Source organism: Streptomyces zaomyceticus (genome assembly GCF_014656215.1).
In the GTDB taxonomy this organism is placed as follows: Bacteria; Actinomycetota; Actinomycetes; order Streptomycetales; family Streptomycetaceae; genus Streptomyces; species Streptomyces zaomyceticus.
In genome coordinates this window covers 42,789-63,758 of sequence record NZ_BNBZ01000009.1, presented here as the reverse complement: position 1 = coordinate 63,758, position 20,970 = coordinate 42,789, and the positions used below count along the sequence as shown (strand labels likewise).

20 protein-coding genes are annotated in these 20,970 nt (G+C 72.2%); 5 read left to right on the top strand and 15 right to left on the bottom strand.

The features are described from left to right. Positions 1-63: 63 nt before the first annotated feature. The 7 genes from IE311_RS14455 to IE311_RS14425 form a co-directional block, all read right to left on the bottom strand. Entirely contained in the window at positions 64-1,122 is a 1,059-nt protein-coding gene (locus IE311_RS14455) for an aspartate-semialdehyde dehydrogenase (protein ID WP_189832075.1), read from the bottom strand. Beyond that, positions 1,119-2,390 (bottom strand): aspartate kinase, encoded by a 1,272-nt coding sequence (locus tag IE311_RS14450; RefSeq protein ID WP_189832074.1) that lies wholly within the window; start codon positions 2,388-2,390, stop codon positions 1,119-1,121. Before IE311_RS14450 ends, IE311_RS14455 begins: the two co-directional genes overlap by 4 nt. Positions 2,391-2,505: 115 nt before the next feature. Beyond that, positions 2,506-4,491: a tetratricopeptide repeat protein gene (locus tag IE311_RS14445; RefSeq protein WP_189832073.1), complete on the bottom strand. Its 1,986-nt coding sequence runs from the start codon at positions 4,489-4,491 to the stop codon at positions 2,506-2,508. Then, positions 4,488-4,931 carry a hypothetical protein gene (locus IE311_RS14440; RefSeq protein WP_189832072.1) on the bottom strand — a complete coding sequence of 148 codons (444 nt, stop codon included), beginning with the start codon at positions 4,929-4,931 and terminating at the stop codon, positions 4,488-4,490. Before IE311_RS14440 ends, IE311_RS14445 begins: the two co-directional genes overlap by 4 nt. Before the next feature lie 167 nt (positions 4,932-5,098). Further along, positions 5,099-5,761, bottom strand: coding sequence for a DUF5063 domain-containing protein (locus IE311_RS14435; RefSeq protein WP_189832071.1), 663 nt, complete (start codon positions 5,759-5,761; stop codon positions 5,099-5,101). Positions 5,762-5,796: 35 nt separating this feature from the next. After that, positions 5,797-6,396 (bottom strand): recombination mediator RecR, encoded by a 600-nt coding sequence (gene recR / locus IE311_RS14430; RefSeq protein ID WP_189832070.1) that lies wholly within the window; start codon positions 6,394-6,396, stop codon positions 5,797-5,799. Positions 6,397-6,526: 130 nt separating this feature from the next. Continuing rightward, a complete protein-coding gene (locus IE311_RS14425; RefSeq protein ID WP_189832216.1) occupies positions 6,527-6,862 on the bottom strand; it encodes a YbaB/EbfC family nucleoid-associated protein in 336 nt (111 codons plus the stop codon). A gap of 268 nt (positions 6,863-7,130) precedes the next feature. On the opposite strand from IE311_RS14425, the gene IE311_RS14420 reads away from it, so the two are divergent. Next, on the top strand, positions 7,131-7,835 hold the full coding sequence (locus IE311_RS14420; RefSeq protein WP_229901939.1) for an SLATT domain-containing protein: 705 nt from the start codon (positions 7,131-7,133) through the stop codon (positions 7,833-7,835). Positions 7,836-7,964: 129 nt separating this feature from the next. On the opposite strand, the gene IE311_RS14415 is transcribed toward IE311_RS14420, so the two are convergent. The 3 genes from IE311_RS14415 to IE311_RS14405 all read right to left on the bottom strand — a co-directional run bounded on the left by IE311_RS14415 (position 7,965) and on the right by IE311_RS14405 (position 10,954). Then, entirely contained in the window at positions 7,965-8,618 is a 654-nt protein-coding gene (locus IE311_RS14415; protein ID WP_189832068.1) for a hypothetical protein, read from the bottom strand. A 188-nt stretch (positions 8,619-8,806) separates the two neighbouring features. Then, positions 8,807-9,514 carry a GntR family transcriptional regulator gene (locus IE311_RS14410; protein WP_189832067.1) on the bottom strand — a complete coding sequence of 236 codons (708 nt, stop codon included), beginning with the start codon at positions 9,512-9,514 and terminating at the stop codon, positions 8,807-8,809. A gap of 75 nt (positions 9,515-9,589) precedes the next feature. Next, positions 9,590-10,954 (bottom strand): aspartate aminotransferase family protein, encoded by a 1,365-nt coding sequence (locus tag IE311_RS14405; RefSeq protein ID WP_189832066.1) that lies wholly within the window; start codon positions 10,952-10,954, stop codon positions 9,590-9,592. 213 nt (positions 10,955-11,167) lie between these two features. On the opposite strand from IE311_RS14405, the gene IE311_RS14400 reads away from it, so the two are divergent. Both IE311_RS14400 and IE311_RS14395 read left to right on the top strand, forming a co-directional pair. After that, positions 11,168-11,791, top strand: a complete 624-nt coding sequence (locus IE311_RS14400; RefSeq protein ID WP_229901920.1) for a DJ-1/PfpI family protein — start codon at positions 11,168-11,170, stop codon at positions 11,789-11,791. Further along, positions 11,792-12,289, top strand: coding sequence for a MarR family winged helix-turn-helix transcriptional regulator (locus tag IE311_RS14395; protein ID WP_189832064.1), 498 nt, complete (start codon positions 11,792-11,794; stop codon positions 12,287-12,289). A 31-nt stretch (positions 12,290-12,320) separates the two neighbouring features. On the opposite strand, the gene IE311_RS14390 is transcribed toward IE311_RS14395, so the two are convergent. The 4 genes from IE311_RS14390 to IE311_RS14375 all read right to left on the bottom strand — a co-directional run bounded on the left by IE311_RS14390 (position 12,321) and on the right by IE311_RS14375 (position 16,396). Continuing rightward, positions 12,321-12,866, bottom strand: a complete 546-nt coding sequence (locus tag IE311_RS14390; protein ID WP_189832063.1) for a VOC family protein — start codon at positions 12,864-12,866, stop codon at positions 12,321-12,323. A gap of 212 nt (positions 12,867-13,078) precedes the next feature. Further along, positions 13,079-13,999 (bottom strand): glycoside hydrolase family 19 protein, encoded by a 921-nt coding sequence (locus IE311_RS14385; RefSeq protein WP_189832062.1) that lies wholly within the window; start codon positions 13,997-13,999, stop codon positions 13,079-13,081. A gap of 352 nt (positions 14,000-14,351) precedes the next feature. After that, on the bottom strand, positions 14,352-15,290 hold the full coding sequence (locus IE311_RS14380) for an FG-GAP repeat domain-containing protein (protein WP_189832061.1): 939 nt from the start codon (positions 15,288-15,290) through the stop codon (positions 14,352-14,354). A gap of 161 nt (positions 15,291-15,451) precedes the next feature. Continuing rightward, positions 15,452-16,396, bottom strand: a complete 945-nt coding sequence (locus tag IE311_RS14375; RefSeq protein WP_189832060.1) for an NADP-dependent oxidoreductase — start codon at positions 16,394-16,396, stop codon at positions 15,452-15,454. Positions 16,397-16,579: 183 nt separating this feature from the next. On the opposite strand from IE311_RS14375, the gene IE311_RS14370 reads away from it, so the two are divergent. Both IE311_RS14370 and IE311_RS14365 read left to right on the top strand, forming a co-directional pair. After that, the gene (locus IE311_RS14370) at positions 16,580-18,118 is read left to right on the top strand and encodes a substrate-binding domain-containing protein (protein WP_189832059.1); all 1,539 of its coding nucleotides are present in this window, start codon (positions 16,580-16,582) and stop codon (positions 18,116-18,118) included. Between the two features lie 26 nt (positions 18,119-18,144). Continuing rightward, positions 18,145-20,025 (top strand): serine/threonine-protein kinase, encoded by a 1,881-nt coding sequence (locus IE311_RS14365; protein ID WP_189832058.1) that lies wholly within the window; start codon positions 18,145-18,147, stop codon positions 20,023-20,025. Here IE311_RS14365 and IE311_RS14360 read toward each other — a convergent pair. Continuing rightward, positions 20,013-20,921 (bottom strand): LysR family transcriptional regulator, encoded by a 909-nt coding sequence (locus tag IE311_RS14360; protein WP_189832057.1) that lies wholly within the window; start codon positions 20,919-20,921, stop codon positions 20,013-20,015. The genes IE311_RS14365 and IE311_RS14360 overlap by 13 nt on opposite strands. Positions 20,922-20,970: the final 49 nt, after the last annotated feature.

The window sequence follows — 20,970 nt, the reverse complement described above, 5'->3', positions numbered from 1 at the left end:
CACGGCATCACCGCAGTTCAATAGGTATCTGACGCCTATTTGCTCACAGGTCGTTCACAGATCCTACAAAGCCGTGACAACGGATTCCGCGATCTGGAGGGCGTTGAGGGCCGCTCCCTTGCGCAGATTGTCGGCGCAGACGAAGAAGTCGAGCGCCCGCTCGTCGTCCATGGAACGTCGCACCCGGCCGACCCAGGCGGGATCGGTTCCGACCACGTCGGCGGGGGTGGGGAAGTCTCCGGCGGCGGGGTCGTCGTACAGCACGACCCCGGGGGAGGTCGCGATGATCTCGTTGGCGCGCGCGAGCGGCACGGGGTGCTCGAAGCGGGCGTGCACGGAGACGGAGTGCCCGGTGACGACGGGCACGCGCACACAGGTGGCGGCGACCCGCAGGGCGGGGAGCCCGAGGATCCGCCGGGTCTCGTCCCGGACGCGCTCCTCCTCCGAGGAGGCCCCGTCGGCGCCCGCCGTGCCCGACCAGGGCAGGACGTTGAGCGCGAGGGGTCCGTCGAAGGGCCCGGTGTTCTCGCCGACGGCCCGTCGTACGTCTCCGGGCTGGGTGCCCAGGTCGCCGCGGCCGGCCACCAGGCCGAGCTGCGCGCGGAGCGCCTCGACGCCCGCCCGCCCGGCGCCGGCGCCGCTGGCGGCCTGCTGGGCGGTGACGACCAGTTCGGTGAGACCGAACTCGGCGTGCAGGGCGCCCACGGCGACGATCAGCGCGAGGGTGGTGCTGCCGGGGCTCGCGACGATGCCCCGGGGGCGTACGCGCGCCGCGTGGGCGTTGGTCTCGGGGACGACGAGGGGGACGTCCGGGTCCGCCCGGAAGGCGGCGGAGGTGTCCACGACGACGGCACCCTTGGTGGCGGCGACGGGCGCCCAGCGGGCAGCCACCGTCTCGGGCACCAGGAAGAGCGCGAGATCGACGCCGTCCAGGGCCTCCTCGCTCAGTGCGAGGATCTCGCACTCCTCCCCGCGGACGGCGGCCTTGCGGCCGGCCGAGCGCGGGGAGGCGAGAAGACGGATCTCGCCCCAGACGTCCGCGTGGTGCGTGAGCATCTGGAGCATCACCGAGCCGACGGCTCCGGTCGCACCGACGACCGCGAGCGTCGGCTTCGGCGTCATCGGCCGGTGCCTCCGTAGACGACGGCCTCGTCCGAGTCGCTGTCCAGGCCGAAGGCGCTGTGGACGGCGCGCACGGCCTCGTTGACGTCGTCGGCGCGGGTGACGACCGAGATGCGGATCTCGGAGGTCGAGATGAGCTCGATGTTCACGCCCGCGTCGGAGAGCGCGCGGAAGAAGTCCGCGGTGACGCCCGGGTTGGTCTTCATACCGGCGCCGACCAGGGAGATCTTGCCGATCTGGTCGTCGTAGCGCAGCGAGTCGAAGCCGATCGCGCTCTTCGCCTTCTCCAGGGCGTCGATGGCCTTGCGGCCCTCGGCCTTGGGGAGGGTGAAGGAGATGTCCGTGAGGCCGGTCGAGGCCGCGGACACGTTCTGCACGATCATGTCGATGTTGATCTCGGCGTCGGCGACGGCCCGGAAGATGGCCGCGGCCTCGCCCGGCTTGTCCGGCACGCCGACGACGGTGATCTTCGCCTCGGAGGTGTCGTGGGCGACACCCGAGATGATGGCCTGCTCCACCTTCTGATCCCCTTGCGGTTCGTTGCTGACCCAGGTGCCCTGCAGTCCGGAGAAGGACGAGCGCACATGGATCGGAATGTTGTAGCGGCGCGCGTACTCGACGCAGCGGTGCAGCAGCACCTTGGAGCCGGAGGCGGCGAGCTCCAGCATGTCCTCGAAGGAGATCCAGTCGATCTTCTTCGCCTTCTTCACGACGCGCGGGTCGGCCGTGAACACGCCGTCGACGTCGGTGTAGATCTCGCAGACCTCGGCGTCGAGCGCGGCGGCGAGCGCCACGGCCGTGGTGTCGGAACCGCCACGCCCCAGCGTGGTGATGTCCTTCTTGTCCTGGGACACGCCCTGGAAGCCGGCGACGATGGCGATGTTGCCCTCGTCGAGGGCGGTACGGATCCGGCCCGGCGTGACATCGATGATGCGCGCTTTGTTGTGGACGGAGTCGGTGATGACACCTGCCTGGCTGCCCGTGAAGGACTGGGCCTCGTGGCCCAGGTTTTTGATCGCCATGGCCAGCAGGGCCATGGAGATCCGCTCTCCCGCGGTCAGCAGCATGTCGAACTCACGCCCGGCGGGGATCGGGGATACCTGCTCGGCGAGATCGATCAACTCGTCCGTCGTGTCGCCCATCGCGGAAACCACGACGACCACCTGGTGGCCGTTCTTCTTGGCGTCCACGATTCGCTTGGCGACGCGCTTGATGCCTTCGGCATCGGCAACGGAGGAGCCTCCGTACTTCTGCACGACAAGGCCCACGTGCGCTCCTCGTTCGGTGTGTGCCGCAGCCGGCGCTGCGATCGGCTCAGTCTAACGAGCGACCGGCGAACGCCTACGTGATATCGGATGGTGAGACACGGTGCTCACCACGTGATCATTCCGGCCCCTGCCCGGGCTTTCCGCCGTGCACCCACCACTCCACCGTGCGCTCGTTCTTCGCACCGAGCGGGTCGCCCGGCCCCTGCGCGTCGAGCGCCTCGCGCACGTGGACGGTGTACGGATGGTCCTCGCCGAGGACACGGGCGCAGACGGACAGCAGCTCCGTGTATCCGGCACGGGCCTGCTCGATCGCCCCGACGCCCACGTAGAGGCCGACCAGGTTGATCCGGGCGATCAGGGTCTCCGGGTCCTCCTCGCCGAGGAGCAGGCTCATCTCGCCCGCCGCGTACGCGCTCAGCGCGAGGGCCTCGAGGGTCCTGTCCGCGTCCTGGTAGATCCCGGCGAGCCCGGCGTAGGCCGCCAGCGTCTCCGGGTCCCTGGGGCCCAGGACCCGGATCATGTCCCCCAGCACGCTCTCCTTCAGGGCGATCGCCCGGTGGGTCAGCCCGGCCTTGGCATGGGCCGTCGCGAGGCAGGACCGCGCCTTGAACGTCATCGGGTCGTCGGCTCCCCGCTTCTCGGTCATGCCGCGCACCGTCACGGTCGCCATCTCGATCGCCTCGTCCGCGCGGCCCGCCGAGGCGAGACTCTCGGACAGCGCGCCGCGCAGTTCCAGGAGGACGGGAGCGTCCGTGCCGAACAGCCGCTCACAGCCGGCCAGCGTCCGCTCGTACGCCGCGGCCGACTCCTCGTACAGCCTGTTCAGGCTCAGGTACGCGCCCGCGCCGGCCAGCACCGGCAACAGGTACTCGCCGTCCCCCGCGGGGTCCGTGTGCCGCAGGTACGCCTCGACGTGCGGCAGCAGCACCCGCCACGCCTCCCGCTGGGCCGGTTCCCCGATGTCCGGCGGGGCGGCCTGGGCGAGCGCCGTCTCCGCGAGCGATCGCATGCGTTCGCGCATCCCCGGCCGCCCGGGTACGTCCCCGGGGGCCGGCCGGCGGGCGATGGCCTGTACGAGCCGGTGGACGGAGACCGAACCGTCCTCGTGCAGGGTGATCATGCTGTGCGCGGCCAGCTCCCCGAGCGCCTCCCGGATGCCGGGGAACGGCGGCAGGAGCATCGCGGGAATCCGGTCGGGGGCGAACCAGCCGAGCAGCCGGAGCAGCCCGGAGGCGTACTCGACCGTGGCGGAGAGCCTGTTGAGCGTGACTCTCAGAACCCGGACGACGGCCTCCTCCGCGTTGCCGAGCCCGCGGCTCCGGGCCAGCTCCGCGTGGTAGTCGAGCGGGCTCGTGGCCGTGCGGCCGCAGTACGCGGCGGCGATCTCGACGGCGAGCGGCAGCTGTCCGAGGGTCTCGCAGAGCTGCTCGGCCCCGGTGGTGTCACGCGGGCCGACATGGGTGGCGACCCGGGTGAACAGTTCGACGGCCTCGTCGGCCGGCAGCACGGGCAGCGTGAGGACGCGCCCGATCCCGTACCAGGCGTCCGTCGTCCGGCTGGTGATGACGATCCGCCCCCGGCCGGCCCGGGCCAGGAGGTCCGCCACATCACCCGGGTCGGTGACGTTGTCGAGGACGAGCAGCCAGTCGTCGTGGGCGGACAGCCACTGCAGGGCCCGCTCGCGCAGGGCCTCCTGAGGGAGTACGTCGATCAGCGCGGGCTGCATCGCGGCGGCGAGGCCCGCGAGCCCGGCGTCCACGTCCGGGCGGCTCTCCGCGGTGATCCACCAGACGGGGTTGCGGTGCGCCGCCTGCCGCAGGGCCCAGCGGGCGGCGAGCGAGGACTTCCCCGCTCCGCCGAGGCCGATGATCACGACGGTCTCCGACTCCCCGTCGAGCAGGACGCCCTCCTCGTCGCGCCCCACGAAGTGGGCGGACCTGCGGGGCACGTTGACGAGTCCGGGCGGGCAGATCACCGGCACCAGGGCCGCCGGCGGCAGGGCGGTCACCCGGTCACCGGTGTGCACCCACCCGATGTCCCCGCCGGCCGCGACGGAGCGGTCCCCCGAGGCGGAGACGACCCCGTCTCCGCCCCCGCTCACGCGTCCCCCGTCGTCACGCTCCCGATGTCCCCGCCGGCGGCGACGGAACGCTCGCCGGAGGCCGTGACGGGCCCGGTGGGGGCCGTGCCGCCGGTGGGGGCCGTGCCGCCGGTGGGGGCGGCGGGCGGGGAGGCGGGAGGCGCGGCGGGCGGCGCCGCCGGGGTCCGCGCGCCGTCACCGGTGACGACGACCCCGATGCTCCCGCCGGCGGCGACGGACCGGGCGCCGGAGGCCTCCACGCGGGTGCCACCACCGCGCCCGAACTGCGCCCAGAGCGAGAGCCCCAGCCCGGCGAGGGCGAGCACGACACCCGTCACGCTGGCGATCTGATCGGCCGTCCCGAGGTCGACGAAGGCGACGACGAGGAGAGCGAGAACTCCGGCGGTGGCCACGCCGATTCCGCTCCGGAGGAGGGCTTTCGAGGGAGCGGTTGCTGCCATACGACCATGATGCGGGACACGGTCCCCCGACGGGAGAGGTTCATGGGCGAGTTGTCGGACGTTCTCCATCAACTCGCCTTCCCCCGTGACGACTTGGCAGTCGCGGAGGAGCTCCCGGGCCAGGGTCCGGTCCCGGTCGAGCGGCAGGGGCCGGGCGGCGCGGTCCGTCAGTTCTTGAGAGTCCTGAGGCCCAGCGGTGCGCCGATCTCCTGCGCCATCACGCGGCCCGCCTCCTCGGCGAGGTCGTCCTCGGTGAGGTCCTCGTCGGTGTCGAGGCCGTCGAGGGCCGCGAGCGGCTGGTCGAGGCGGACGTGGGCGACGAGGGACTGGAGGGCGCGGAGGGTGGCCGAGGCGGTGGGGCCCCAGTTGGAGAAGTACGAGAACTGCCACCACCACAGGGCCTCGCTGGTCCGGCCCGCCCGGTAGTGGGCCAGGCCGTGCCGCAGGTCGGTGACGATGTCGGCGAGGTTGTCGGAGATCCGGGCCGGGACGGGCGCCTTGCGGGGCTCGTACGGGTCGAAGACCTCCGAGAAGACGTCGACCGGTTCGAGGAGCACGGCGAAGCGCATGCGCAGGTCGTCCACGTCGGGCTCGGGACCCGTGTCCGTCTCGTACCGCTCGTCCGGGACGATGTCCTCGTGCGCGCCGAGCCGCCCGCCCGCGAGCAGCAGCTGCGAGATCTCCAGGAGCAGGAAGGGCACCGCGCTGTCCGGCTCGTCGCCCTTGGCGACCTCGGCGGTCGCGACGATGAAGCTCTCGATGGAGTCGGCGATCTGGACCGCGAAGTCGTCGGGGTTCTGCGTGATCGCGTGGAGCGTGGGGTCAGACATCGAGGAGCCTCCCTGAGAGCGCGCCGTCCCGGTCGTCATACATCTAGCAGCCTCCGCCCCTCGAAGGCACGGCCGAGAGTCACCTCGTCGGCGTACTCCAGGTCGCCGCCGACCGGCAGCCCGCTCGCGAGCCGGGTGACCTTGAGTCCCATGGGCTTGATCATCCGCGCCAGGTAGGTCGCGGTGGCCTCGCCCTCCAGGTTCGGGTCGGTCGCGAGGATCAGCTCGGTGACGCTGCCGTCGGCGAGCCGCGCGAGCAGTTCGCGGATGCGCAGGTCGTCCGGGCCGACGCCCTCGATCGGGCTGATCGCGCCGCCGAGGACGTGGTACCGCCCCCGGAACTCGCGGGTCCGCTCGATCGCCACGACGTCCTTGGGCTCCTCGACCACACAGATGACGGTCAGGTCGCGGCGCGGGTCCCGGCAGATGTTGCACTGTTCCTGCTGTGCGACGTTGCCGCAGACCACGCAGAACCTGACCTTCTCCTTGACCTCCAGGAGCGCGTGCGCGAGACGCCGTACGTCGGTCGGCTCGGCCTGGAGGATGTGGAAGGCGATCCGCTGCGCGCTCTTGGGACCGACGCCGGGCAGCCTGCCCAGTTCGTCGATGAGGTCCTGAACCACGCCTTCGTACACGGAACGCCCTTTCAAGGGAGTGCTTGATTCTTACGGTAGTGGCTTAAAGCGAGCCTAAGAAGCCCACGGGAGGAGGGGCCTCGAAAGCCCCGCGGGAGAAGGTGCCCGGAAGGCCCCTCGCCCGGAGGCCTCAGAAGCCGAGGCCCGGCATGCCGCCCATGCCCTGCGCCAGCGGGCCGAGCTTGGCCTGCTGGAGCTGCTGCGCGTTGTCGTTGGCGGCCTGCACGGCGGCGACGATCAGGTCGGCGAGCGTCTCGGTGTCCTCGGGGTCGACCGCCTTGGGGTCGATGACCAGGCCGCGCAGCTCGCCGGAGCCGGTCACGGTCGCCTTGACCAGGCCGCCGCCCGCCTGTCCGTCGACCTCGGTCGCCGCGAGCTCCTGCTGGGCTTGGGCGAGGTCCTGCTGCATCTTCTGGGCCTGCTGGAGAAGCTGCTGCATGTTGGGCTGACCACCACCGGGAATCACGGTCACTCCTGAGGTTCGGTACGTCCGTATGTCGGTACGCCGAGCCTACGTGGTCCCCGCCCGCCCTGCCTCCATCACTCTTTCGGGTGAGAAACTGCGGGCTCCTCTACCTGATCAAGACCCCCTTGCGGGCGGAAATCCTGGGATTCCGGGCCCACCGCCCACCATTCGGCGGTAGGAAGGGCAGGCACCACGTGCACCGCACGTCACAGAAGGACATGAGCACTGAGCTGAACAGAGGAGTCCCCCGGTGAGCCAGCAGCCGGAGATGCAGCCACCGGGGCCCCCCGGGGGAGACGTCCACCGCGATCTGACCGGTACGCCGTTCCCCCTGGGTGACTGGGGCGAGCCCGCGGAACGGCTCGACGAGCTGTACCGCTGGGTGGAGTCCAATGCCCTGCGCACCGCCGAGTGGTACCTCTCCGACCGCGTCTGGAAGCGCCGCAGCGCCCGGCTCCTGCGGATCGGCACGGCCGCCGGGGTGATCGCCGGTGCCGCGCTCCCGCTGCTGGACCTGACCGGCGTGGCGGAGGGCACCGCCGGCTGGGGCTATCTCTCGCTGCTGCTCGGCGCCGCCTGTCTGGCCTGCGACCGGTACTTCGGGCTGACGTCCGGCTGGATAAGGGACGTGGCGACGGCACAGGCCGTGCAGCGGCGTCTCCAGGCCCTGCAGTTCGACTGGGCCTCGGAGAGCGTCCGGGAGGTCCTGGGCCCCACGGAGGGCACGGCGAGCGAGGCCGCCGAACGCTGTCTGGGCGTGCTGCGCCGCTTCTCCGAGGACGTGACGGAGCTCGTACGGGCGGAGACCGCGGACTGGATGGTCGAGTTCCGCTCGGGTCCGGCGCCGCTCGCGCTCCAGTCGGTGGGCGTCATGCCCGCGCGGCCCGAGAGCGCCCACCCGGCGGGGCGTTTCCCGCTGCCGCCCGGCACCCGTCCGAACATGCCGCGCCAGCGGCCCCCGGAGGCCCGCTAGGCCTGCCCGGCCCGCCGGGCCGACTGGGGGGCTGCCGGGCCGACCGGGCCCGCCGGGCCCGCTCCGGCGTCGATCGTCGGAGCAGGCCACGGGGCCGTCGGAGCCCGGCTCCCGGGACCCCGGCGGACCTCAGCTCAGGATGATCATGGAGCCCTGTGCCAGGCTCCGGGTCGCCGCCGCGTGCAGCCCCAGCCACACATGGCGCTCCCGCGCGAAGGGGCCGCCGTCCTGCTGGGCCGGCACGGCCGCCGGTTCCTCCAGGGAGGTCGGCCGCTCCGGCGGTACGGGGGCGGCCGGCGGGTTCGCCGGGTCGATGCCGATCGAGGGCGCCACGAACTGCAGCTCGCGCAGCAGCCCGTACGAGGAGCCGAGCGGTCCGCCGCCCTCCAGCAGCTCGTCGCTGGCGAGCGGCACCGGGAAGTCGACCGGCACGTAGGCGCCCGCGTGGTCGTAGTGCCAGACCAGGTGCGACTGCTGCGCGGTCGCCTCGAACATCTCCAGGAGCTGTTCGTAGTCCCCGCCGAGCTCGCCGACCGGTTCGACCGGCAGTCCGCACATCTGGAGGAGGTAGGCACGGCGGAGGAAGTGCAGGGCCTCGTAGTCGAAGCCGGCGATCGGGGCGACGTCTCCGGAGAGTCCCGGCATGTACGCGTAGACGGGCACGGTCGGCAGACCGGACGCGCTGAGCACCGCGTCGTAGGCGGCGATCTCTTCGGCGAAGGGATTGTCGGGGCTGTGGCACAGCACGTCGACGAGGGGGACCAGCCACAGGTCACAGGCCAAGGGAGGCTCGCTCTCCGTCAGTTGCGGGGGACGCTCGCAGGTGGTTTTGCGGGGACGGCCAGGGTAGTCGGAGCCCCTCGGGAACCGTCCACCCGCTGAGGAACTGCCCTCGAAGACCCGGCCTCAACCCGAACTCCGGCCCCGGCCCAACGCGCCCCGCCACTGGTACACGCCGGCCGGCCCCGGCCTCAGCGGGCCCGAGCCTCCAGGTACCCCGCCCACTCCATCGAGTGCGCGTTGTACCGCCGTACGACATCGACGGCCGCGTCGGCGTCACCGCGGGTGATCGCGTCGACCAGCTCCACGTGGTCGCTCCACAGCCAGCCGAGCATGTCCCGCTCGGAGCGCAGGTAGGGCACGGAGAAGACCCAGGCCTGGACACGGAGCCGGTGCAGGAAGTCGGCGATGTAGTCGTTGGCAGAGACCAGGCGCCCCAGCTCGCGCCAGTAGCGGATGTCGTAGCCGATGAGGATGTCGAGGTCCCCGGCGCGGGCCGCGCGGGCCGCCGCCTCGCCCCTGCGGCGTACGGAGACGAGCGCGACCCCGATGCCGAGGTCGGGTTCCGTGACGGCGGAGCGGGGCGGCACCATGGCCGCGTCGCGGCGGAAGATGCCGTCGACGACCAGCATCCGGGCCTCGACCATGCCCCGGTAGTCGTCGACCGAGTACTCGTGGACGCGGAAGCCGCGGTGCTGGTCGGAGTCGAGGAGGCCCTGCGCGCAGAGGTCGACGAGGGCTTCGCGGACGGGGGTCGCGGAGACCCCGTACTGCTCGGCGATCTGCTTGACCGTGAATTCCTGACCGGGCTGGAGACGGCCCGCGAGCACTTCGTCACGGAGCGCGTCCGCGATCTGCTGTCGCAGGGTGTTGCGGGTGACAGCTCCGCTCGCGGGCATGGGTCGGCCCCCTCCGTCCGGCTTCGGACACCCTAGTCCAGACGGAGGGGGCCTTCTCCGAAGAGCCCCGCGGGGTCACACGGTGTGCGCGTCGGCCACCGAGAGGGCGGCGTCCAGGGCCGCGAGGCCTTCCTTGGCCTCCGCCTCGGTGACGTTGCAGGCGGGGACGGCGTGGGTGCGGTTCATGTTGATGAAGGGCCACAGGCCGTTCTTCTTCAGCGCCGCGCCGAAGGCGGCCATCGGCGCGTTGGCCTCGCCGGCCGCGTTGTACGGGACGAGCGGTTCGCGCGTCTCGCGGTTCTTGACCAGGTCGAGCGCCCAGAAGACGCCCATGCCCCGGACCTCGCCGACGGACGGGTGACGCTTGGCGAGCTCGCGCAGGCCGGGGCCGAGGACGTTCTCGCCGATGTGGGCGGCGTTCTCGACGACCTTCTCGTCCGCCATCACCTGGATGGTGGCCACGGCCGCGGCGCAGGCCAGCGGGTGACCGGAGTACGTCAGGCCGCCCGGGAAGGGCCGCTTGTCGAAGGTGGCGGCGATCTCGGCGTTGATGGCGACGCCGCCGAGGGGCACGTAACCGGAGTTCACGCCCTTGGCGAAGGTCATCAGGTCGGGCACGACGTCGAAGTGCTCGGAGGCGAACCACCTGCCGGTGCGGCCGAAGCCGGCCATGACCTCGTCGAGGATGAAGACGATGCCGTACCTGTCGCAGATCTCGCGCACGCCGGCGAGGTAGCCGGGCGGCGGGGTCATGATGCCGGCGGTGCCGGGCACGGTCTCCAGGATGATCGCGGCGATGGTCGCCGGACCCTCGAAGGCGATCGTGTCCTCCAGGTGCTGGAGGGCCCGTGCGCACTCCTCCGCCTCGGTGGTGGCGTAGAAGGGCGAGCGGTAGAGGAACGGCGCCCAGAAGCGCACGACGCCCGCGGTGCCGCTGTCGGAGGCCCAGCGGCGCGGGTCACCGGTCAGGTTGATCGCGGTGGAGGTGGCGCCGTGGTACGAGCGGTAGGCGGAGAGCACCTTCGTACGGCCGGTGTGCAGCCGGGCCATGCGGACGGCGTTCTCGACGGCCTCGGCGCCGCCGTTGGTGAAGAAGATCTTGTCCAGGTCGCCGGGAGTCCGCTCGGCGATGAGGCGTGCGGCCTCGGAGCGGACGTCGACGGCGAAGGCGGGCGCGAAGGTGGTGAGCTTCGCGGCCTGCTCCTGGATGGCGGCGACCACGCGCGGGTGCTGGTAGCCGATGTTCGTGTAGACGAGGCCGCTGCTGAAGTCGAGGTAGCGGTTTCCGTCGTAGTCCCAGAAGTACGAACCCTCGGCGCCGGCGACGGCGAGCGGGTCGATCAGGCCCTGGGCGGACCAGGAGTGGAAGACGTGCGCGCGGTCGGCGGCCTTGACGGCGGCCCCGGCCTGGGGATCGGGTTCGATGACATGAGGGGTCATGCGGTCGAGGGTAAGGAACCGCAGGTAGGACGGACTATGGCCATCTTGTCCACCGAGACCGGGGCGGACGCGACACGTTGTTCCCGCACCCGCTCCCGTGGCGCTGTCCTCCCCTCCCACCCCATTGACAGCATACTGTCGTCATGACAGTCTCCTGTCATAAGCACCAGGGCATCGATCACACCGACCAAGGGGTCAGTCATGGGGTCCGTCATGGAAACGAAGACCGTTCATCTCGCCGTGTACGACACCCTCGCCGACTGGGAGACGGGCCACGCCACCGCCTGGCTCGCCCGCGCCGGCTACACGGTCAGGACCGTCGGCCCGGTCGCCGGGGAGCCCGTCACGACCATCGCCGGCCTGCGGATCGTCCCCGACCTCGCGCTCGGCGACCTCCGCCCCGAGGACAGCGCGCTGCTGATCCTTCCCGGCGCCGACAAGTACGACGAGGGCGACGAGCTCGCCCCCTTCTCGACCGCGGCCCGCACCTTCCTGGACGCCGGCGTGCCGGTCGCCGCGATCTGCGGCGCCACCGCCGGACTCGCCAGGGAGGGCCTGCTCGACGACCGCCCGCACACCGGCGCGGTCTCGTTCTACCTGGCCGCCACCGGCTACAAGGGCGGCGAGCACTACGTCGACGCGGACGCGGTGACGTCCGCGGGCGAGGCCGGGACCGGCGACCTGATCACGGCGGGCCCGACGGAGCCGGTCGCCTTCGCACGGGAGATCTTCGGCGCGCTCGGCGCCTACGAGGGCAAGCGGGACGCCTGGTTCCGCCTCTTCCACGACTCGGACCCGGCCGCGTACGCCGAGCTCAACGCGGAAGACGACGAGTAGATGACCCGCGCATCGCAGGACGCACTCTCCCGCACCGCCCTGAGCGTCTTCCGGCTCAACGGCCAGTTCCTCGGCGTCTCCGAGAAGCTGGCCGAGCCGGCGGGCCTGACCGCCGCCTGGTGGCAGGTCCTCGGCGCGGTCCTCCCGGAGCCCCTCCCGGTCGCCGGGATCGCCCGGGTCATGGGCATCACCCGCCAGAGCGTCCAGCGGATCGCGGACCTGCTCGTACGGGAGGGACTGGCGGCGTACGAGCCGAACCCGGCCCACCGCCGGGCCAAGCTCCTCGCCCCCACCGAGCAGGGCCGGGCGGCGATCCGCCGCATCGACCCGGGTCACGCCGCGCTGGCCGCCGCGCTCGTGCGGGAGCTGGGCGGCCAGGAGGCCTTCGACGACACGGTGCGGGTGCTGGCGAGGCTCTCGGAGGCCCTGGAAACGGTCGCCGCGAGCTTCGGGACGCCGGAGCCCGCCGCGGACCCCGACGGCGTCCGGGGTTCCTGACGGCGTCCGGGGCTCGGGAATCCGATGACGTTCAGGGACCCCGACGGTCCCGGGGGCCCGTCGACGGCTCCGGCCGGTCCGGCGGGGCCGCGGCGTCGGGGCCCTCCCGGAGGGCTCCCGACACGTACTCCATCGCGCGGGTGAACTCGGGGTCGGCGAGCCGCCGCCCCATCTCCGCCTCGTCGACGTCCTCGATGTGGGTCTGGATCCACCAGAGGTTCCCGTAGGGGTCGCGGACCCGCCCGACCTTGTCGCCGAAGAACAGATGCGTCACCTCGGTCACGGACGTGCCGCCCGCCTCGACCGCCCGCCGGTGCACGGCCTCCGCGTCCTCCACGTACAGCCGCACGAAGGCGGGCGTCGGCCCCCAGCCCGGCGGGCTGTCGAAGGCCATGATCCGCCCGTTCCCGATGCGCAGCTCCGCGTGCCCGATCGTGCCGTCCTCCATGACGAACCGGCCCAGGTCCTCGGCGCCGAACGCCCGTTCCAGATAGTCGATGAGCCCCGCCGTGTCGTGACCGATGACCCAGGGCGTGACGGTGGTGTAGCCGTCCGGGACCGCTTTGATGTCGCTCATGGGACGAGGCTAGGGAGCAACTGGGTCGGCTCCCGTCCTAGTTGGCCCGCCGCTCGTCCTCGTTCACGCGACCGGCTCCGTACGGCCCGCGCCGGCTCATGCGGCCTGCGTGGTTCTGTCGACCCGAAGGACGACGGCGGGCCCCACGTTCGCCGTGGGGCCCGCCGCCCTGTCATCGTCCGCCGCTCGACCGGAGCGGCGGGTGGAGCCGACTAGCAGGAGAGGTTCGCCCCGGTGGGGACGCCCAGGATCTGGGTGAACTGCTGGTACTTGGTGACCCGGCTCTGGACCTGGGCCGGGTTGCGGCCATTGCACTCCAGGCTGCCGTTGATCGCCCAGATGGTCTGGCCGAAGCCGGCGCCGTTGATCATGGCGTTGTGGGCGGTCATCGTGCCGGGGCCGCTCTGGGTGTTCCAGTACCAGAGGCCGGTCATCATGGCGACGGCCGGGTCCTGCTCGACGCGCCAGGGGTTGTTCAGCAGGTCGATGCCGAGGGCGTCACCGGCGGCCTTGTAGTTGAAGTTCCAGGAGAGCTGGATGGGGCCGCGGCCGTAGTAGGCGGCCTGGCCGGCGGGGCAGCCGTAGGACTGGCTCGTGTCGCAGTAGTGCGGGTAGTTGGCCGTGTTCTGCTCGACGATGTGGACGAGGCCGCCCGTCTCGTGGGAGACGTTCGCGAGGAATGCCGCGGCCTCCTGCTTCTTCACCGTGTCGCTGCCGGTGTTGGCGAAGCCGGGGTACGACTTGAGGGCGGCGGTGAGGCCCGCGTACGTGTAGAAGGGGTTCCGGCTCGGGAACATCTGGTTGAACTGGGCCTCGGAGACCACGAATCCGCCGGTCGGCGGGGTGGTCGGCGGGGTGGTGGGCGGGGTCGTGGGCCCGCCGCCGCAGGCACCCTGGTCGGCCCAGACGCCCCACTCACCGGTCGTGCCGGGGGTCTCGTTCTGGGTCCACCACTTGGCCGACCAGTTGTGGCCGTTGTGCGAGGCCGTCATCCCTCCCGTGTAGACGCTGGAGGAGTTCCAGGCGGCCGCGCAGGCGGCGGCCGCACCGGCGGAGGCGGCGGGGACGAGAAGGACGGCGAGACCGACGGCCGTACAGAGCGCGGCCATCGCGGTGACCAACTTACGCAGCATGCGTGCTTCCTTCCGGGTGGGGGGATCCGGGTCGGGGAAGCCACAGCGAAGCGCGATTGGTCTGGACCTGTCAAGGTCTAGACCAGAAATGGTGAAAGTTGGGGCCCACTCATCTCGGCGGCTGATGAGTGGGCCCCAACAGGGCGACACACGGCGCCCGTTCGGTGACGGTGAGCGGACCCACCGGCTCGACCGGAGCCGCCGGCGACGACCTCGTCGAGCCGTTCGGGACATGAGTCAGGGCCGTGGCACGAGCCACGGCCCTGACCGGGTCCGGCGCGCCCCCGACTCCGGGCGCGGGGCCACGGAGTCGGGGAAACGCGCCGGACGGGTGCCGCCGGAGCGGGTACCGCTAGAGCAGGTTGTAGATCTGGAAGCCGTTGCCGATCTTGACCGGCTTCTGGAACGGGGCCGAGGCGTTGCCCGAGCCCGAGTACCGGAACAGGTCGCCGTTGGGCTTGCGGGCGATCAGGTCGGCCGTGCCGTCGAAGTCGAGGTCACCGACCGAGAGGATCCGGTCGTAGATGCCCCACCCGCCACCGATCTTCGCCCGGCCCGCGAAGGGGGCCTTGTAGTTGCCGGTGCCCTTGTAGAGCCACAGGACGCCGCTCTTGTCCTTGGCGACGATGTCGACCTTGCCGTCACCGGTCAGGTCGCCCTGGCCGGCGATCTGGTTGTACGCGTCCCAGCCGCCACCGACGCGGGTGCGCGGGGTGAGGTCACCCTCCGGGTAGGAGAGGTACGACCACAGGACACCGGCCTTGTCGACGGCGACGAGGTCGGCCTCGCCGGCCCCGCCGATGCTGCCGGGAGACAGGACGGTGCTGTAGATGTTCCAGCCCCGGCCGACCTGCTTCTGGTTGAAGTCGATGTCATCACCCATGTAGGTGAAGGTCAGCTTGCCGTCCTTGTAGACGGTCCAACCGCCGTCGCTCCAGCCGTCCTTGTCGTTGTCGACGTCGATCTCGTCGGAGATGGCGTACGGCGCGGGCCCGATGTTCAGCCGGGGGTCGAAACCGCCCTCGAGGTTCGGGAAGTACAGGTACCACTCGGAGCTCTGCTTGTGGACGCCCGTCATCGGGAAGGTGGGCGTCTCCACCGGGGCGTCCTCGGCGGCGAAGGTGCCCGCGCGCTGGGAGGCCTTGGCCTGGTGCTCGGCCACGGCCTTGGCACGGGCCGTTCCGGCCGGGTCGCCGGCGGCGAAGGCGGTGCCGGCGGTGGCGGCCATCGCGACGGTGACGGCGGCGGCTGCGATCGCGCCGCGGAACGCGCGGCTGCGTCGGTTGATCATGAAGATTCCCCCCTGGGATTCACTCAAATCAGTCCATGCCTCGACGGCGGCACAGTCATATGCCGCCGGAGAGTTGAAGCTTCTCACAGGGGAACGACAGGGCTCGGGCCAGCCCCTTCACGGGCCGGCCCGAGCCTCGTACGCCGGGAGGAGCCCGCCTCTCAGATCAGCAGAACCATCCGGCCCGGACGGTGTCCCGCCTCCGCGCGACGGTGGGCCTCGGCGGCCTCCTCCAGGGGCAGGACGTCGGCCACCCGGGTGATCAGCTCGCGGGCCGCCACCTTCTCCAGCGTCTCCTTCAGCCGGGCCGCGTCCGTCCCGGCCCGGACGGCCTCGACGCGGATGCTCCGCTCGGCCACGGGGATCCGGTCGGGAGCGATCGCGGCGAAGACGCCGCCGTCCTTCAGCACCGGAAGGATTCCCTCACCGGCGAGCGCTCCGTCGAAGACCCCGTCCGCCCCTTCCGGCACGACCTCCAGCACCCTGGCGACCACATCCGCCGGTGTGCCGCCGCGCGGGACGGCGTGCTCCGCGCCGAGAATCCTCAGTTCGCTCTCGTCGCCCTGGTGGGCGACGGCCACGACCCGCAGTCCGGCCGCCGCGGCGTACTGGACCGCGAGACGGCCCACCACGGCACTCGCGCCGGTCACCACCAGCGTCGAGCCCGCCGGGAGCGCCAGCCGGTCGAGGGCCTGCTGGGCCGTGGCCGAGGCCAGGGGGACGGAGACGGCGACGGTGAACTCGACGTCGTCCGGGATCGGGGCCAGCCACTCCGGGGCGACCCGTACGACCTCCGCGTACGTGCCCTCGCCGGTCAGCTCCTCGTACCAGGGCACGAAGCCGGCCACCCGGGTCCCGGGGGCCAGCCCGGGCACGGGGTCGAGCAGCTTTCCCGCGAAGTCCGTCCCCAGGACGAACGGGGGCTTGAGCGCACCGACCGCGTCGGCGTAGTAACCGGCACGGATCCGCAGATCCGCCTGGTTCACACCGGCGGCCTTGAGCCGCACCCGCACTCTGCCCGGGACGTCCCCGGCCTCCGGTTCGGGCCGGCGGGCCATTCTGAGGACCTCGGGTCCGCCGTAGGCGGTCACTTCGACGACACGCATGGGGTTCTCCTCAGACAAAAGGCCCCCTCGTGGCCATTACACCCACGCTCCACACCCCCGGCAACCTCTGATGAGCCGCCCGCGCAGGGCGGGCCCCGGAGCCCGCCGACGGAAGGAAGAACTCCAGGTGACGGGCAGCGACGCACCCCCCGTCACCGCACACACGTCCGTACCGTCGCGCGGGTGGACTGGCTTACCGCTGAGAACCTCATCGCCGTGGTCACCGCACTCCTCGGTGTCCTCGTCTCGACCGGTGCCGTCTGGTACGAGCGGCGGGTGCCGCACCAGCGGCGCCTCGGCTACCGCGTCCAGCTCGACACCGCCATCGGCGACGGGGCCACGGACGGTGCCGCGACCGGCCCCGGCGCGACCGTGCGGCGCGGGTTCTTCAACGCCACCCCGGCCCTGGAGAACTCCACCCTCGTCCTGCTCAGGATCGAGAACGACGGCGCCCTCGCCATCACCCGCGACCACTACACCGACGGCGGCGACCACGGACTCACGGTGGGCTTCGGCACCCGGAAGGTGACGGCGGTCGTCGTGACCGCCCCCGACCACCCGGGCCTCCTGACCCACTTCCGCGACTGGCCGGGCCCGTCGGACGGCGACAGCACCGTCGTCCTGCCCAAGGTGCCGCTCAACCGGGGCGCCCACTACAAGCTGCTCGTCCTGCTCACCGACGGCCCGGTCGGCGTCCCCGTCCAGGTCCACGGCACCCTCGACGAGGGCATCGTCCACGTCAACCACAGCACGACCCCCGACGACAAGCCGCCCGTCTTCAGCCGGGTCGCGCGGACCGTCACCGTCGTCCTCACCGTCTGTGTGGTCGCCCTCGCGGCGATCATCGTCCGGGAGCAGACCCCGCCCCCCATCGGCTGCGCCAGGGGCACGCTCACCGTCACCGGGTCGACGGCCTTCGCGCCCGTCGTGCGGGAGCTCGCGAAGAAGTACGAGAAGGACTGCGAGGGCGCGGAGGTGATCGTGGACGCCCACGGGTCGGCCTCCGGGATCCGGAAGCTGGCCGAGGAGGGGGCGAGGACCGCCAAGGGCTCCCCCGCCGTCGTCGCCCTCTCCGACGGGCGCAAGCCCGGCGGCTACCCGCAGCTGCGGGAGACCATGGTCGCCGTCTCCCTCTTCACCGTCGTCGTCAACGACGGGGTGCCCGTCGACAACCTCTCCCTGGACCGGATCCGCCGCATCTACCGGGGCGAGATCACCAACTGGGGCGAGCTGGTCCCCGGCCTCGACCAGCCGGTCCTGCTGGTCAGCAGGGACGCCGGCTCCGGCACCCGGGAGGTGTTCCAGCGCCGCGTCCTCGGACGCAACGAGCCCGCGAACTCCTCCCTGGACTGCGCGACCAGCAACGACCCCGAGTCCAGGGTCGTCCGCTGCGAACTCGACTCCACGGAACAGGTCCTGTCCACCGTCGCCCGGCTGCCCGGGGCGATCGGATACGCCGAGTTCCGGAACGGCGGCGTACTGAAGGGCCTGCGCCGGGTCGCCCTCGACGGGTACCGGCCGAGCGTCGACGAGATCGGCGACTCCCCGTACCCGTACCGGGAGATCGAATACGCCTACACCTGGGGCGAGCCGCCGGCCGATTCACTCGCCTCCAGCTTCCTCACCTATCTGAGCCGGGGGAGCGGCCAGGACGTCGTCCGCACCCACGGCCATCTGCCCTGCGCCACCCCGAAGGGGCTGCGGATCTGTGGGGACGGCTGACCCCCGGTCTGGCATGCTCTGACGACGTGGAGCCATTGAACGCCCAAGACCCGGTCAGCATCGGCCCGTTCCGTCTGTTCGGCCGCCTCGGGGTCGGAGGGATGGGCCGGGTGTTCCTCGCGCGTTCGGCCGGCGGGCGGACCGTCGCGGTGAAGGTGGTGCACGCGGAGCTGGCCGCCCAGGACGAGTTCCGGCGCCGGTTCGCCCGGGAGGTCGCCTCCCTGGAGCGGGTCGGCGGCACGGGCACCGCGCCCGTCCTCGGCTCGGACACCGAAGCAGAGTCGCCGTGGGTGGCGATCGGCTACGTGCCGGGGCCCTCGCTGCGGACCGTGGTCGGCGACGAGTTCGGGCCGCTGCCGCCCGCGACCGTGAAGGCGCTGGCCTCCGGGCTCGCCCGCGCCCTGGTCCACATCCATGCCGCGGGACTCGTCCACCGCGACCTCAAGCCGTCCAATGTGCTGCTCACCGTCGACGGTCCCCGGATCATCGACTTCGGCATCGCCCGCGCCGTCGACACGATCGCCGACGGCGGCGGTCTGACCACCACCGGCGCGGTCGTGGGCTCCCCCGGATTCATGTCGCCCGAGCAGGTCCGCGGCGATCGCCTCACCCCCGCGTCGGACATCTTCTGCCTCGGCTCGGTCCTCGCGTACGCGGCGACCGGCCGTTCCCCCTTCGGGACGGCGGACAGCGGCGTCCACGCCACCATGTTCCGCATCGCCCACGACGAGCCCGACCTGACGGATCTCGCCCCCGAGCTGGCCGGGCTGATCCGGGCCTGTCTCGCCAAGGACGCGGCGGGCCGCCCCTCGGCCGAGGAGATCGCGGAGACCCTGCCGGTCCCCGACCCCTGGCTCCCGGCGGACGTACTCGCCCGGCTCGGCCGCCACGCGGCCCGGCTCCTGGAGGCGGAGACGGAGAGCGCGACCGGGACGGGCTCCACCGCCCGCGCGGCCGGCGACCCGACCCCGCCCACTCCCCTGCCGTCCACCGCCTCCACGGCGCCCCGGCCGCCGGCCCGGCGCCGGGGCCGCACGGCCCTGATCGCCGGTCTGGCGGCTCTCGCGCTGGCGGCCGCGGCCACCGTCACGTACTCCTTCTGGCCCGACCGCGACGGCGACGGCGGGAAGAACGGCGGCCGGGGCGGGACGGGCAGCGCCTCCGCCCGCCCCTCCGGGATCGTCCCCGCCACCTTCCTCGGCGCCTGGGAGGGCGTCCTCCAGGGCTCCCCCGACCATCCCCGCGAGACCGCCCGGATCGAGATCAGCCAGGGCACGCCCGGCAGCAAGAACGCGGTCTACGTGCAGGTCACCGAGACCCGGATGTGCATGGGCCGCTCCCGGCTCGTCTCCGCCGACGAGGACAAGGTGGTCTTCGGCGAGTCCGACGTGACGACCAGCGTGCCCACCGCGCGCTGTGTCCCCGCCGCCCACCAGACCCTCACGCTGCGCTCCCCCGACGTCCTGGAGTGGAGCTCGGGCGCCGCGAAGGCCACGTTCCGCAAGGCCCCCACCGGCACCGCGGTCGTCCCGGCCCGCTTCCTCGGCCGCTGGTCGCGCATCCCGGCCCCGGAGGTCTACGGCGAGAACGACGAGCGCTACACCTCGCAGGTGACGATCACCCAGGGCCCGGTCGGCGCCCCGGTGGTCAGCGTCATCAACGGCTATCCGCGCGTCGTCGACGGCGTGCCCACCGACGAGGACTGGTCCTGCGGCCTCACGTCCGTCCTCGCGGGCGTCGGCAACCTGCTGATCATCGGCCCCCACACCCGGGACACCACCGCCTGGGACCGGGAGTGCCAGGAGGGCATGTCCGGCTACATCGCCGTCGACAGGCTGAACGGCAAGGACCGGCTCCTCGTCTACCCGATGCTCGACGGCGAACCGAACGAGTACTACCGGTCCTGAGGGGTGGCCCCGGCCGCCGCCCGGGCGTAGGCGTGGACCAGGGGGCGGGTGTCGTCGGCGCGCCAGGCGAGGACGAAGTGGCTGGGGGCGACGCCGTCGACGGGGCGGACGACGACGCCGTCCCGGGCGAGGAGCGGGGCGTTGCCGGCCGCGACCAGGCAGATGCCGAGGCCGCCGACGAGCGCCTCGTACGTCTCGTCGGCACTGGCGATCTCCCCGCCGACGACCGGCGGGCGGCCGTTCCGGGAGTCCAGCGCCAGCCAGTGGTCGCGCAGTTCGGGGCCGGTGTCCGGCAGGGCGAGGAAGGGTTCGTCGAGGAGGTCCGCGAAGTCCAGGCGCTCGCGGGCGGCCAGCGGATGGTTCTCCGGGAGGGCGACGAGCCGGGGTTCGGCGGCCACCACGACCCAGCGGAAGCGTTCCGCACCGGCCAGCGGCAGCCAGACGAACGCCACGTCGCTGGCACCGTCGGCGAGTCCCGCCGTCGGGTCCTCCCACCCCACCTGGCGCAGCCTGAGCGCGGCCTCCGGGTGGGCCCCGGTGAAGCGGGAGCGGATCGCGGGCAGCAGTCCGCCGCGCCCGGGGCTGGTGCTCATCCCGACGACGAGGGTGTGGTCCGCGGCCTCCCGGGCTCGCCGTACGGCCTCGCGCCCGGTCTCCCAGGCGGCGAGTACGGCGCGGGCGTGCGGCAGCAGGGCCGTACCGACGGAGGTGAGGGCGACGCCCCGCCGGTCGCGGTCGAAGAGCGGGGCGCCGAGCTGTCGCTCCAGGGCTCGTATCTGTTTGCTGAGCGCGGGCTGCGAGACGTACAGCCGCTCGGCGGCCCGGGTGAAGTGGAGCTCTTCCGCGACCGCGAGGAAGTAGCGCAGCTCCCGCACGTGCACGTCGGTGATCGTCATGCCCATGGGTTATCACGACAGCTCTTGGACGACCAACGCCCCTGTGGCA

Excerpts from the sequence above, each read along its gene's own strand:
- IE311_RS14455 (WP_189832075.1), bottom strand. The coding sequence starts at position 1,122 with ATGACGCCGAAGCCGACGCTCGCGGTCGTCGGTGCGACCGGAGCCGTC.
- IE311_RS14440 (WP_189832072.1), bottom strand. The coding sequence starts at position 4,931 with ATGGCAGCAACCGCTCCCTCGAAAGCCCTCCTCCGGAGCGGAATCGGC.
- IE311_RS14435 (WP_189832071.1), bottom strand. The coding sequence starts at position 5,761 with ATGTCTGACCCCACGCTCCACGCGATCACGCAGAACCCCGACGACTTC.
- IE311_RS14420 (WP_229901939.1), top strand. The coding sequence starts at position 7,131 with ATGCAGCCACCGGGGCCCCCCGGGGGAGACGTCCACCGCGATCTGACC.
- IE311_RS14410 (WP_189832067.1), bottom strand. The coding sequence starts at position 9,514 with ATGCCCGCGAGCGGAGCTGTCACCCGCAACACCCTGCGACAGCAGATC.
- IE311_RS14405 (WP_189832066.1), bottom strand. The coding sequence starts at position 10,954 with ATGACCCCTCATGTCATCGAACCCGATCCCCAGGCCGGGGCCGCCGTC.
- IE311_RS14400 (WP_229901920.1), top strand. The coding sequence starts at position 11,168 with ATGGAAACGAAGACCGTTCATCTCGCCGTGTACGACACCCTCGCCGAC.
- IE311_RS14395 (WP_189832064.1), top strand. The coding sequence starts at position 11,792 with ATGACCCGCGCATCGCAGGACGCACTCTCCCGCACCGCCCTGAGCGTC.
- IE311_RS14390 (WP_189832063.1), bottom strand. The coding sequence starts at position 12,866 with ATGAGCGACATCAAAGCGGTCCCGGACGGCTACACCACCGTCACGCCC.
- IE311_RS14385 (WP_189832062.1), bottom strand. The coding sequence starts at position 13,999 with ATGCTGCGTAAGTTGGTCACCGCGATGGCCGCGCTCTGTACGGCCGTC.
- IE311_RS14380 (WP_189832061.1), bottom strand. The coding sequence starts at position 15,290 with ATGATCAACCGACGCAGCCGCGCGTTCCGCGGCGCGATCGCAGCCGCC.
- IE311_RS14375 (WP_189832060.1), bottom strand. The coding sequence starts at position 16,396 with ATGCGTGTCGTCGAAGTGACCGCCTACGGCGGACCCGAGGTCCTCAGA.
- IE311_RS14360 (WP_189832057.1), bottom strand. The coding sequence starts at position 20,921 with ATGACGATCACCGACGTGCACGTGCGGGAGCTGCGCTACTTCCTCGCG.